This window comes from Sporosarcina oncorhynchi (genome assembly GCF_033304615.1).
Lineage (GTDB): Bacteria > Bacillota > Bacilli > Bacillales_A > Planococcaceae > Sporosarcina > Sporosarcina oncorhynchi.
In genome coordinates, this window is sequence record NZ_CP129118.1 from 1234068 (window position 1) to 1246698 (window position 12631).

At 41.6% G+C, this 12631-nt stretch carries 12 protein-coding genes; 10 read left to right on the forward strand and 2 right to left on the reverse strand.

The window, feature by feature from the left end; all coding sequences use genetic code 11:
- The first annotated feature begins 1 nt into the window (after position 1).
- From thrS to QWT69_RS05780, 5 genes are all read left to right on the forward strand, one after another.
- Positions 2–1936, forward strand: coding sequence for a threonine--tRNA ligase (gene thrS, locus QWT69_RS05760; RefSeq protein WP_317969859.1), 1935 nt, complete (start codon positions 2–4; stop codon positions 1934–1936).
- A 464-nt stretch (positions 1937–2400) separates the two neighbouring features.
- A complete protein-coding gene (infC, locus tag QWT69_RS05765; RefSeq protein ID WP_317969861.1) occupies positions 2401–2907 on the forward strand; it encodes a translation initiation factor IF-3 in 507 nt (168 codons plus the stop codon).
- A gap of 26 nt (positions 2908–2933) precedes the next feature.
- A complete protein-coding gene (gene rpmI / locus QWT69_RS05770) occupies positions 2934–3134 on the forward strand; it encodes a 50S ribosomal protein L35 (protein ID WP_191693962.1) in 201 nt (66 codons plus the stop codon).
- Between the two features lie 117 nt (positions 3135–3251).
- Positions 3252–3611 carry a 50S ribosomal protein L20 gene (gene rplT, locus QWT69_RS05775; protein ID WP_317969864.1) on the forward strand — a complete coding sequence of 120 codons (360 nt, stop codon included), beginning with the start codon at positions 3252–3254 and terminating at the stop codon, positions 3609–3611.
- Positions 3612–4192: 581 nt separating this feature from the next.
- Positions 4193–4483 (forward strand): DUF1294 domain-containing protein, encoded by a 291-nt coding sequence (locus QWT69_RS05780; protein WP_317969866.1) that lies wholly within the window; start codon positions 4193–4195, stop codon positions 4481–4483.
- 20 nt (positions 4484–4503) lie between these two features.
- Here QWT69_RS05780 and QWT69_RS05785 read toward each other — a convergent pair whose 3' ends face one another.
- A complete protein-coding gene (locus QWT69_RS05785; RefSeq protein WP_317969868.1) occupies positions 4504–4887 on the reverse strand; it encodes a sigma-w pathway protein ysdB in 384 nt (127 codons plus the stop codon).
- 285 nt (positions 4888–5172) lie between these two features.
- Between QWT69_RS05785 and QWT69_RS05790 the strand changes: the two genes are divergently transcribed.
- From QWT69_RS05790 to QWT69_RS05810, 5 genes are all read left to right on the forward strand, one after another.
- The gene (locus QWT69_RS05790; RefSeq protein ID WP_317969870.1) at positions 5173–5658 is read left to right on the forward strand and encodes a dUTP diphosphatase; all 486 of its coding nucleotides are present in this window, start codon (positions 5173–5175) and stop codon (positions 5656–5658) included.
- Between the two features lie 86 nt (positions 5659–5744).
- On the forward strand, positions 5745–6239 hold the full coding sequence (locus QWT69_RS05795; protein ID WP_317969872.1) for a helix-turn-helix domain-containing protein: 495 nt from the start codon (positions 5745–5747) through the stop codon (positions 6237–6239).
- 176 nt (positions 6240–6415) lie between these two features.
- Positions 6416–7399 (forward strand): zinc-binding dehydrogenase, encoded by a 984-nt coding sequence (locus QWT69_RS05800; protein ID WP_317969874.1) that lies wholly within the window; start codon positions 6416–6418, stop codon positions 7397–7399.
- A gap of 149 nt (positions 7400–7548) precedes the next feature.
- Complete coding sequence (locus tag QWT69_RS05805) at positions 7549–9174, forward strand: formate--tetrahydrofolate ligase (protein WP_317970945.1); 1626 nt, start codon at positions 7549–7551, stop codon at positions 9172–9174.
- A 205-nt stretch (positions 9175–9379) separates the two neighbouring features.
- Positions 9380–10849, forward strand: a complete 1470-nt coding sequence (locus QWT69_RS05810; RefSeq protein WP_317969876.1) for a GGDEF domain-containing protein — start codon at positions 9380–9382, stop codon at positions 10847–10849.
- 65 nt (positions 10850–10914) lie between these two features.
- On the opposite strand, the gene QWT69_RS05815 is transcribed toward QWT69_RS05810, so the two are convergent.
- Positions 10915–12612, reverse strand: coding sequence for a M3 family oligoendopeptidase (locus QWT69_RS05815; RefSeq protein WP_317969878.1), 1698 nt, complete (start codon positions 12610–12612; stop codon positions 10915–10917).
- Positions 12613–12631 lie beyond the last annotated feature (19 nt).

Below are 12631 nucleotides of genomic sequence, written 5' to 3' on the forward strand. Positions count from 1 at the left end.
TATGTCTGAAAATATTCAACTGAAATTCCCAGATGGTGCGATAAAAGAGTTTTCGAAGGGCACAACAACGGAAGATGTGGCAGGTTCAATTAGTCCTGGATTGCGTAAAAGTGCATTGGCCGGTAAGGTCGGCGATCAGCTGATCGACTTGAAATCCCCGCTTGAAGAGGGCGGAGATTTTTCCATCATTACACCGCAATCAGCTGAAGCATTAGATATTCTGCGCCACAGTACAGCGCACTTGCTCGCTCAGGCTGTCAAGCGGAAGTTCCCGGATGCAAAGCTGGGGATAGGTCCAACAATCGATAACGGTTTCTATTATGATATCGATTCACCTACGCCAATCACAGCAGAAGATCTGCCTGAACTTGAGAAAGAGATGAAGCGCATTATTGGTGAAAACTTACCGATTGTCCGTCACGATGTTTCTCGGGATGAAGCAGAAAAACGTTTTAAAGAAATCGATGATGGCTATAAAATCGAATTATTGGAAGCAATTCCTCAAGGAGAGCAAGTGTCCATTTACGAGCAAGGTGAGTTTTTCGATCTTTGCCGTGGTGTCCACGTGCCATCTACTGGCAAGCTAAAAGAGTTTAAATTGCTAAGCATCGCAGGGGCATACTGGCGCGGTGACTCGAAAAATAAAATGCTTCAGCGTATTTACGGAACAGCTTTCTTCAAAAAAGAGGAATTGAAAGAACATCTTCAAATGTTGGAAGAAGCGAAAGAACGTGATCACCGGAAAATCGGGAAAGAATTGAATTTATTCACAAACTCCCAAAAAGTTGGTCAAGGACTTCCTTTATGGTTGCCAAAAGGCGCAACAATCCGTCGTATCATTGAAAGATATATTGTTGATAAAGAAATTAAACTTGGCTACGATCATGTGTATACACCTGTGCTTGGCAGTAAAGCTTTATACGAAACATCCGGACACTGGGGGCATTACCAGGACGGCATGTTCCCTGTCATGAGCATGGATAATGAAGACCTTGTCTTGCGTCCGATGAACTGTCCGCACCATATGATGATTTATAAAAACGGTATCCACTCCTATCGTAACTTACCGTTGCGTATTGCTGAGCTCGGAACGATGCACCGTTATGAAATGTCAGGCGCACTATCAGGTTTGCAACGGGTACGCGGAATGACGTTGAATGATGCACACCTATTCGTAAGACCCGATCAAATCAAGGACGAGTTTAAGAAAGTTGTTCAGTTGATCATCGATGTCTATAAAGACTTTGATATCACAGATTACTCGTTCCGCCTGTCTTATCGTGACCCAGAGGATACTGAAAAGTATTTTGACGACGATCAAATGTGGGAACGTGCTCAAAAGATGTTGAAGGAGACGATGGATGAACTTGCACTTCCATATACAGAGGCTGACGGTGAAGCTGCGTTCTACGGACCGAAACTGGATGTCCAAGTGAAAACTGCAATTGGGATGGAAGAGACGTTATCCACAGTTCAACTCGACTTCCTATTACCGGAACGCTTTGACCTCACATATATCGGTGAAGACGGGAAGCAGCACCGACCAGTTGTCATCCACCGAGGAGTCGTTTCGACGATGGAACGTTTTGTTGCATTCCTGATTGAAGAATACAAGGGTGCATTCCCGACATGGCTCGCACCAGTACAAGTAGAAGTAATCCCAGTCTCTCCATCTGTGCATTTTGACTATGCGGATGAAGTACGTGAAAAACTTGTAGCTGAAGGATTCCGTGTCGATCTTGATAGCCGAGATGAGAAAATCGGTTATAAAATCCGCGAAGCACAAGTTCAAAAAGTACCTTACATGCTCGTTCTTGGCGATAAAGAAGTTGAATCCGGTGAAGTAAACGTCCGTAAATATGGGGAACAGAAGTCTGAAGTTATGTCATTTGATGAGTTCTTGAAAGTGATTCGTGAAGACATCGAACATAAATGAAGTTCAATAAAGCATCCATTGTTAACAGTGCAAAATAATAACCGTTGACAAAAGGTGATGAAGATGGTAAAGTTATAAAGGTTAATGAATACAGTTTGTGGTACAAGAAGGAGCTGCCCGCTTCTCACCTATTCGACGCATCAAGTTGTTGATAGGTAAGCACACATTAGTGAACGTGCCGTACATTTATGTACGTACACATAAGCGGGTAGACAAATTTCATATTTGTCTACCTTTTTTATTGTCCGGATTACGGGCACCAGTCCCTCGGAATTGCTACGTTCCTAAAGGAAATTGCATGATAGCTGTTTGTTACAGGTTATTGGCCGTATTTCTGAACGTTCCGGTGCCCTGTGCTCTTCTTAATCGAATGGACTATGGGACTCCGCCGGAATTGTGGGCGGTATACCCAAACCGTGTATTCGCGAGACAACATTCGGAGGTGGATTACTATTAGCAAAGACATGTACGTAAATGAGGGCATTCGTGCCCGCGAGCTTCGCATGATTGACCACAACGGCGACCAGCTTGGAATTAAATCACGCACTGAGGCGCTTGAAATTGCACAACGCGCGAACTTGGACCTCGTCCTAGTCGCTCCAACTGCAAAGCCGCCGGTAGCTCGAGTTATGGACTACGGGAAATTCAAGTTTGAGCAACAAAAGAAAGAACGCGAAGTCAGAAAGAATCAGAAAATCATCACTACGAAGGAAGTACGTTTAAGCCCGACGATTGATGAACATGATTTCCAGACAAAACTTCGTAACGGTATCAAATTCCTGGAAGCAGGAGACAAAGTGAAAGCGTCTATCCGTTTCCGTGGTCGTGCAATTACGCACAAGGAAATCGGTCAACGTGTTTTGGATCGCTTTGCAGAAGCATGTAAGGACGTATCAACGGTCGAAGTCAGACCTAAAATGGAAGGCCGGAGCATGTTCCTAATACTTGCCCCGACTGCCGAAAAACAGTAACATCGACGATTTAGGAGGAACAGATCATGCCAAAAATGAAAACTCACCGCGGATCCGCAAAACGTTTCAAAAAGACAGCAACTGGTAAATTGAAACGCGGCCGTGCTTATACAAGTCACCTTTTTGCTAACAAGTCTACAAAAGCTAAACGCCACTTGCGTAAAGCTTCACTTGTTTCTTCTGGAGACTACAAACGTATCCGTCAAATGCTCACATACATGAAGTAAGATTTACAAAACCGTTCACAGTGGGACATGTACAAAGCAATGACGACATGCGTCAGCCGAAATTCCCTGTGAACCACTACTAAAACATTCTTTAGAAATAGCAGGAGGTCATGAACTATGCCACGCGTAAAAGGTGGAACAGTGTCGCGCAAGCGCCGTAATCGAGTATTGAAACTAGCCAAAGGTTACTTTGGTTCAAAACATAGACTTTATAAAGTAGCAAACCAGCAGGTCATGAAATCATACAACTATGCATACCGTGACCGTCGCCAGAAGAAACGTGAATTCCGTAAACTTTGGATCACACGTATTAACGCGGCAGCACGCATTAACGGTCTTTCATACAGCACACTAATGCACGGATTGAAATTGTCCGGTATCGAAGTAAACCGTAAAATGTTGGCTGATCTTGCAGTAACAGATGCACAAGCATTTGCTTCACTTGCAGACACAGCAAAAAAATCAATCGCAAAATAAGCGATGATCGAATAAAAGCCATACAGCCGACTCTCGTCGGTTGTATGGCTTTTTTGAATTTGCAAGATCAGTGGATTACTCTACGTTTCGATACGCGAGCTTTACGTTGTGTTACGAGGCGTTTACGTTTCGATACGAGGAGTCTACGTTGTGTTGCGGGGAGTCTACGTTTCGATACGAGCCTTCTACGTTGTGTTACGCCGTCTACGTTTCGATACGCGGTCTCTACGTTGTGTTGCGGGGAGTCTACGTTTCGATACGAGCCTTCTACGTAGTGTTACGCCGTCTACGTTTCGATACGAGAGCTCTACGTTCTGTTACGAGGAGTCTACGTTTCGATACGAGCCTTCTACGTTTCGATACGCGAGCTTTACGTTCTGTTACGCGGCGTTTACGTTTCGATACGAGGAGTCTACGTTGTGTTGCGCCGTCTACGTTTCGATACGAGAGCTCTACGTTGTGTTACGGGGAGTCTACGGTTCGATGCGAAAGGACCACATTAAAATCACACGAAATTTCAAATATAAAATCTCACTTTCCCCAGCCATTCCGGTGTAGAATAGTAGGAGGGAGTTGAGTGTATGAATGAACTGATCATTAGCTGGATCATCTTCATGTCGGTTTGGTCGTTTGCTGCGATGGGGTTTGATAAGAAACGGGCAAAGAAACGCGGACGTAGAGTTTCCGAAAAGAATCTATGGTTACTTGCAATAATGGGTGGAGGTATTGGGGCATATTTGGGTATGATTTTCTTCAAACATAAAACGAGAAAGACCGGCTTCCGAATTGGCTTTCTACTTCTGGCAGCAATCTATATTTTACTCATCATTTTCGCGTTGGGAATAGACTTATCTTTTATTAATATTGCCTAAAAAAAAGCCCGTGTTGAATCTCAACGGGCTTTCATTAATTGTTCAATTGGATTTTTCCAGCTGATTTCAGCCTGTGGATAATTAGAATTGATCTCAGAGGATAGGAAATGAAAATCGTCTTTTGTGAAGCCTTGAAGTTTCGTTTCATCTTTCACCCATACAAAGATTGAGACGACTTCAAATGCGTCTTCGGTAGTTCCTAAGTATTTCTCGCCCTCAAACATGGCACCTTTATAAGTGATGAAAAAGTTCTTGCGTACATTTTTCACATCATCATAAAAGTAATAAGACTCTTTTTCATGAGCTTCGTCCAATTTTCGTTTAGGGTCTACCAAGTAACGGATTCCCCGATAAAACAAATAAACGATGAAAGCGATTATGACAATCCGAATAACGAACCCCATACAAGCATCCCCTTACAATAAAATATAGTTACTCTTTTATACGGATGAGAATTGGTTTGGTTTCAAGATATATTAAAATATTTACATGTTCGTGACGTTTAGCCAAAATGTGTAGAGGATATATACTTTTTAGTACGAGCTGCCTCAAATCAATGAATTTATTAGCTTGCTCAACATACAATTTATTTGAAAATGAATCATTCAAACTCGCATGAAAAAAATAATAGGTTATAATTAAACTAATTGCTATGATTTCAAGATAGATATTGTTACGGAGGTTTATTAATGAATTTAACAACATTATTCACGATGCAAACTGGTTTGGATTCTTACATAAAAGAGAACCAGGAGATTGGCAGCGACGTATTTAAGGAGAAAGGGTTGGCGCTTCTTGTAGAACTCGCTGAATTAGCAAATGAAACAAGATGCTTCAAATTCTGGAGTACGAAAGGACCGTCTGACCGATCAATCATCTTGGAAGAGTATGTCGATTCAATCCACTTCCTGTTGTCTCTCGGCATCGAAAAAGGGTTAGATTCGCTTGAAGAATGGCCTGTGGCTGAATTGCAAGATGATTTGACAGGGCTGTTCATCAGGACTTTTGAAGCAATCCACTTATTCTTACTAGACCCAGAAATGTCGAAATACAAACAACTATGGGTTCATTACGGAAAAATTGCTGATGGTCTTGGTTTTTCGTATAAAGAAATTATGGATGCGTATGTTGAAAAGAATGACGAAAACTATAAGAGACAGCAAACAGGTTACTAAAAGTTTAATAGAAAAATAACTTTGTCATTGACAGTAGAGCAAAAAAAAAATAATATAGAGATAAGTATATTGGAGGGGGCATAAAGGTGAACGACTGGAGTAAAGAGGATTTCGGCATAAGACTAAAGTCATTAAGAGAGCAAAGAGGTTTATCTATGATGGCCTTCGGGGCTGCAATCGGCACTTCTGCAAGTAGAATAAAAGATTGGGAAAAAGGCAAGAATGCCCCTTCGGCAGCTTGGATTGCAAAAATATCGGAGCGATTCACGATTTCGACGGATGAACTTATCCTCGGAGATCCTAAAACTTCTCGTGCTTTCACACAGAGTGGCACGTCGAACGTCGATATGCTTTATGAACGTCTTCGTGAAAATCTTATCATCGGTAAAGATGAAGAAAAACAGGATGAGAAGACTGAAGGCTTATACAATGCAATTGATGCGGAAAATAAAGAACGATATCGGAGTGGACGTGGAAGACGTCTTGCTGAGCGGGAATTGTTGACGCTTCTAACCGAATTGCCGAAAAAAGATTTATTGGAGTTATTGGAAGTCGCGAAGATAAAAAAACGTTGGTTATAAAATTAAAATAGAGAAAATAAAACGGTTCATTTCTATGGATTCGATTAAAGGTACAAAGAGAATACTCTTTGTGCCTTTTTAGTGCATTTCATCAATATGAAAATATTCGGAAAGTATTGTATGATAGATAATGAAAAGGCATAATAAAACGTGAAATCATAGATTGGGGGCTAATGATGAAAGCGCTTATTCATGTAAATGGGAATTTGAAGATTGAAAGTGCAAACGAGCCAATTGCAAAAAGTGATGAAGTGATCGTTGCTATTCATGCGGCAGGTCTAAACCGCAGAGATTTAATGGTACCAACACGCCGAGGAGACGTGAAGGAACCATTAATCTTAGGGTCGGATGGCGCAGGCGTGATCGAGTCGATTGGTGAGAATGTGGAAGGTTGGTCAATCGGTGATGAAGTGATCATCAATCCATCTCTTCGCTGGTTTGATAAAAGTGCATTTCCACCAAAAGATTTCGATATTCTTGGAATGCCTGACAACGGGACGTTTGCTGAAAAAATCGCAATCTCAGCTGAACAGCTGGAAAAGAAACCATCACATTTGTCGATGGAGGAAGCGGCTGTAATTGCGTTATCGGCGTTGACAGGCTATCGTGCTCTATTCACGCAAGGGGAATTAAAAAAGGGAGATACGGTTTTCATACCTGGAGCCGGAAGTGGGGTAGCTACCTATCTTATTCAGTTTGCTAAAAATAGCGGGGCACGGGTTATCGTAAGTTCCCGTGCAATAGAGAAGCGGCAAAAAGCCCTGGAACTCGGTGCAGACGTTGCAATCGATACGAAGGGTAATTGGCAAGATGAACTGGCAGACGAAGAAATCGATCTAGTTATTGAAAGCGTTGGTAGGGCGACATTTAATCGTTCGCTTGATGTGTTAAAACCTGGCGGGAAAATCGTCGTGTTCGGTGCAACTACGGAAGATGTCGTTGAATTGGATTTACGCAAGTTCTTCTATGGTCAATACAAATTGTTCGGTTCTACGATGGGAAGCCGAGAAGAACTCAGGGAAATGCTAGGACATATAGAGCTGTATGGCATAAAACCTGTCATTGACAAAGTCTATCCGCTTTCAGAGGCATTGACAGCGTTCGAGGCATTGAAAAATAGTGAGCAGTTCGGGAAACTTGTCCTACAGATTAAACGATAAATCGAAAAACTGTCATGAACTCGTCGTAATCTGTCAGATTTTTCATTAAGCAATATATTATACTATAGACGTAAATAAGAAAGGTGGAGGCTATTTTGACAGAAAAAGCGAAACCATTAACGGATTTGGCAATTGCTAATGCGGCAGTCATGCAACCGATTGGAGATATTGCAGCTAATGCAGGTATTCCAGAAGAAGCCGTTGAGCGTTATGGGCGGTATAAAGCAAAAATTGATGTTACTAAATTGCCGGTCGCTAAATCATTTGGAAAAGTAGTACTTGTTACTGCTACAAGCCCGACGCCCGCGGGAGAAGGAAAGTCGACTGTCACGGTCGGACTTGCCGATGCTTTGGCGAGACTCGGTCAAAAATCGATGATTGCTTTACGTGAACCTTCACTCGGACCTGTCATGGGGGTCAAAGGAGGAGCTGCTGGGGGCGGATACGCACAAGTGCTCCCGATGGAAGAAATCAATCTTCATTTCAACGGAGACATTCATGCAATCACGACAGCGAACAATGCATTAAGTGCCATGATTGACAACCATATTCATCAAGGAAACGTTCTTCAAATTGATCCTAGAAGGATTACGTGGAAGCGAGTATTGGATATGAACGACCGTGCACTTAGACATATTACAATCGGACTTGGCGGGCCGGGACAAGGGATTCCGCGTGAAGACGGATTCGACATTACAGTTGCTTCTGAAATCATGGCTGTTTTTTGCCTTGCGACAAGTTTAACGGATTTGAAAGAGCGTTTATCTGAAATGGTAATCGGCTATACATATGGCCGTGAAGCTATTACAGTAAGAGATTTAGGTGTCCAGGGCGCTTTGACATTATTGCTGAAGGAAGCATTCAAACCGAACCTTGTACAGACGATTGAAGGTACGCCTGCTTTAATTCATGGCGGACCATTTGCCAACATTGCACATGGCTGTAACTCCCTTATAGCGACGAACACTGCGCGACAACTGGCAGATATCGTCGTGACGGAAGCTGGTTTCGGTTCCGATCTTGGGGCAGAGAAATTCATGGATATTAAAGCAAGAAAAGGTGGCTTTTCACCAGATGCGGTTGTTGTCGTCACGACTATTCGTGCATTAAAAATGCAAGGTGGCATAGCAAAATCTGATTTGGGCGAAACGAATGTCCAAGCGGTACAAAGCGGAATCGTCAATCTACAAAAACATGTTGAAACCATCCGGGCTTTCGGTGTACAACCGGTCATCGCATTGAATAGATTCATCACTGACTCCCAGGCCGAACTTGACTTTGTTTTACACTGGTGTGAAGAAAATGGCGTACGTGCTGCTTTGACAGATGTGTGGGGGCTTGGCGGAGCAGGTGGAGAACAATTGGCGAAACACGTTCTTGAAATATTAGAAGAACCGAATGATTTCGCACCGCTTTATGATGTGGAGCAACCTGTCATTGATAAGATTACGACAATTGTCCAGAAAGTCTATGGAGGAAAAGGTATAGTTTTGACAGATAAAGCACGCAAGGATTTACTGCAAATCGAACAGAACGGTTGGGGTATCTTACCGATTTGTATGGCCAAAACTCAATACTCATTCTCGGATGATCCGAAAAAATTGGGCAGACCAGATGATTTTACAATTACAATTAGGGAAATCATTCCGAAGCTCGGCGCAGGCTTCCTCGTCTGTCTGACTGGTGATATTATGACGATGCCAGGATTGCCAAAAACGCCTGCGGCTCTCAATATGGATATTGACAGTGATGGAAATGCAGTCGGTCTCATGTAAGGTGGTTTTCTAAAAAAAATTACGGATTATCATTGTTTACTATCATTAATAACGACTGACCATTTATTAACAATGGCGGTCGTTTTTATTTGTGTGAAATAGGCATATATGAAATGACATTAGTGTGAAATGCATATCTTTATGTCATAGTTTGGTATACAATGTATCTAATGGCATATAAAGATGAGAAGGAGTAAGAGGTACGGTGAACTATATAAGAGTAAAACTGACTGTTGTCTTACTCGTTTTTTCGCTCCTTCTATCCCTGGTGATAGCAGTAGTGGACTATGACAAACTGAGGGAGACAGTCCTGCAGAGTCAAGCAACAGAAATTCATTTTGCAGAAGATAAAATCATACATAATTTGTCCACCATCGATAAAGTGTACAACCTATTTGACGTTGAAATGGCTGAAAAAATGAAAACTATTTCGATGGAGCTATTAGTGAAATATGAAAGAGAACCGGATTTTGGTAGTTGGGATTTTGATGTTTTGAAGGAAGAATACGATATGGATATTTTTATTCTGGACGAGACGAATACAGTGATTTACAGTAGTTTCGAAGAAGATATCGGACTTGATTTCAAAGCTTGTTGCAGCGGATTTTCAAAATTACTCGATCAGCGTAGAAAAGAAGGGGAGTTCACTCATGATGGACTGGATTTGCAATCCAAAACGGGTGAGTTTAAGAAGTTCAGTTATATGCCGACGCCTGATCAACACTATTTAATTGAATTAGCTGTTCTTTTAGAAGACAAGGAAATTTATAAGCAATTCAACTTTATGGACACAATTGAATCATTGCTGCAAGAATACGACATTATCGAAGCAATCGATGTCTATAATTCGGGGGGCAATTTGTTAGGCGTCAAGACAAAAGGTTTTAAAATGAATATGATTAATGAACGCTTTTTGGATGTATTCGAACAGGTAAGAAAAAAAGGTGAGACCGAAGAAGTGTTCGTGTCTGAAAATGGTGAGAAATTGACCTATCGTTTCATCCCCTATCAGGCAGATGAAATGAGAGGTTATTCAACAAAGAGGGTTGTGGCAATCGCCTATAATAATGATATTGTTGCTGGGATGCTATCGGAATACAAAAATCAGTTTTTCCGTCAGCTTATCGTTATTCTTATTGGTGTAATCGCACTATCTTTCATCATCGCACGGATTGTATCTAAGCCAATCCATTTAGCATTCCATGATAGCTTAACCGGTTTGAGCAATCGAGCGGCTTTTGAAGATGAACGACAGAAAAGGGTTCATCGCAATAAAAAGCACGCGTTAATGATGATTGACCTGGATGATTTCAAATCGATTAATGACCAACTTGGCCATGTTGAAGGGGACAAAATTTTGAAAGTCTTTGCTTCAACAATAAAGGATATTATCAGTCCCGGTCATTTGGCTGCCCGTGTTGGTGGCGATGAATTCCTCGTTCTCTTGGATACCGATGAAACCGAAAACATAGAAAAAAATGCAAAATTACTAATAAAGAAGTTTAATAATAGAATGGACGAGTATAGCTTTGACAAAGGAATGCGGACATCGATCAGTATCGGTATTGCTTCCTCTTTAGAGAAGGAGCCATTTGATGAATTGTACACAAGAGCGGATCAAGCATTATACAAATCAAAGATGAACGGCAAAAATCAATACAGCATTTCAGAATAATAAGAGAAAAGAAAAGGTGGAAAAAGGGAAATACCCTAATTCCACTTTTTTGCTATGAAAATTTCTTATAGATTTTGATCATCTACATCATCAAGCCATGATTCAATGGATCCGACTACAGATTCCACGCAACCGTCCTCAAAAGGAGAAATGAGATTCGCTTCAGCAACCAGCTCTGTAAACGGCTTCGAGCCACCTAACTTACATAAATGTAAATAATCATTCCAAGCCTCTTCACGATTTTCAAAAGATCTCTTCCAAAATTGGAATGCGCAAATCTGAGCTAATGTGTAATCGATATAGTAGAAAGGCGCTTGATAAATATGTGATTGTCGTTGCCACACTCCACCTGCTTCAAGGAAAGAGATACCGTCATAATCTCTCATCGGCATATAAATCTTTTCGATTTCTTTCCAAGCCTGTTTACGCTCAGCAGGAGTCATGTCCGGGTTTTCATAAATCGTATGTTGGAATTCATCAACCGCAACACCATATGGCAAGAAGAGCAAACCGCTACTCAAGTGCGCAAACTTGTACTTCTCTGTCTCGTCTTCGAAAAATAATTCCATCCATGGCCATGTGAAAAACTCCATACTCATCGAGTGGATTTCAGCGCCTTCATTTGTCGGCCAGACGTATTCGGGAATTCCGATATTTCGGCTTGAATAGACCTGGAATGCGTGCCCTGCTTCATGTGTAAGGACGTCAATATCCCCCGAAGTGCCATTGAAATTGGAGAAGATGAAAGGCGAATCGTAATCATCGATGAATGTACAATAACCGCCAGATTCCTTTCCTTTTTTCGCTTCTAGATCAAGAAGATGTTTATCGGTCATATATTTGAAGAAGACATCCGTTTCAGGAGACAACTCCGAATACATTTTCTTACCGTTTTCAAGAATCCAATCTGCTGAACCTTTCGGTGTAGCATTTCCGCTCAGGAAGTCCAACGATTGATCATAAAACTTTAGCTCGTCAATGTGAATACGTTTTGCTTGCCGCTCATATAACTTGGTCGCAATCGGAACGATATGATCACGGACTTGATTTCTGAAATTCTTCACCATTGCTGCATCATAACCAATTCGGTTCATCCGTACATATCCGAGCTCGACAAAATTAGTAAAGCCCAATTTTTTCGCAATCTCATGTCGCACTTTTACAAGGTCATCGTATATACGGTCGAATGTCTCTTCGTTTTTAGCGTAAAATGAATAACTTGCCTCCATCGCGGCTTTTCTCATATTCCTGTCTGTCGATTCCGCATATGGGCCCATTTGCGCGAGGGTCAATGTCTTTCCATCAAATTCAATCTGTGCAGACGCGACGAGTTTGGAATACTCCGATGATAGTTTGTTCTCTTGTTGGAGAAGTGGAAGCACTTCATCCGAGTAAGACTTAATGGCATTATCGGCAAGAGCAAACAATTGGGTACCCCATTTTTCTTCAAGATCTTTCCTGAATGGCGTAGCTACGAGTTCTCTATAGAAAGCTGTACCTAACCCTTGGAATTCCGGATCGATTTCATCGAAGTAATCTCGTTCTTTGGAATAGAACGCATCGTTCGTGTCAATTGAAGAACGGATGTAGACTAGATTAGATTGAGTCGAATAGTCGGAACCAATTTGGTTGACCTTTTCAATGATTTCATTTTGTTCATTAAATGAGGATGCATTTCGGAAATGATCTAGTAACTTATGGAAATCCTCTTTCATTTTCCTGATATCAGGTCTTTTGTACTCGTATTCTTCGAATGTTAGCATATTCATACTCCCTTCAAAA

What these genes read in the sequence shown, in the direction of transcription:
- rpmI (WP_191693962.1), top strand. Translation starts at nt 2,934, where the DNA reads ATGCCAAAAATGAAAACTCACCGCGGATCCGCAAAACGTTTCAAAAAG.
- QWT69_RS05815 (WP_317969878.1), bottom strand. Translation starts at nt 12,612, where the DNA reads ATGCTAACATTCGAAGAATACGAGTACAAAAGACCTGATATCAGGAAA.
- QWT69_RS05800 (WP_317969874.1), top strand. Translation starts at nt 6,416, where the DNA reads ATGAAAGCGCTTATTCATGTAAATGGGAATTTGAAGATTGAAAGTGCA.
- QWT69_RS05780 (WP_317969866.1), top strand. Translation starts at nt 4,193, where the DNA reads ATGAATGAACTGATCATTAGCTGGATCATCTTCATGTCGGTTTGGTCG.
- QWT69_RS05805 (WP_317970945.1), top strand. Translation starts at nt 7,549, where the DNA reads ATGCAACCGATTGGAGATATTGCAGCTAATGCAGGTATTCCAGAAGAA.
- QWT69_RS05790 (WP_317969870.1), top strand. Translation starts at nt 5,173, where the DNA reads ATGAATTTAACAACATTATTCACGATGCAAACTGGTTTGGATTCTTAC.
- thrS (WP_317969859.1), top strand. Translation starts at nt 2, where the DNA reads ATGTCTGAAAATATTCAACTGAAATTCCCAGATGGTGCGATAAAAGAG.
- QWT69_RS05785 (WP_317969868.1), bottom strand. Translation starts at nt 4,887, where the DNA reads ATGGGGTTCGTTATTCGGATTGTCATAATCGCTTTCATCGTTTATTTG.
- infC (WP_317969861.1), top strand. Translation starts at nt 2,401, where the DNA reads ATGTACGTAAATGAGGGCATTCGTGCCCGCGAGCTTCGCATGATTGAC.
- rplT (WP_317969864.1), top strand. Translation starts at nt 3,252, where the DNA reads ATGCCACGCGTAAAAGGTGGAACAGTGTCGCGCAAGCGCCGTAATCGA.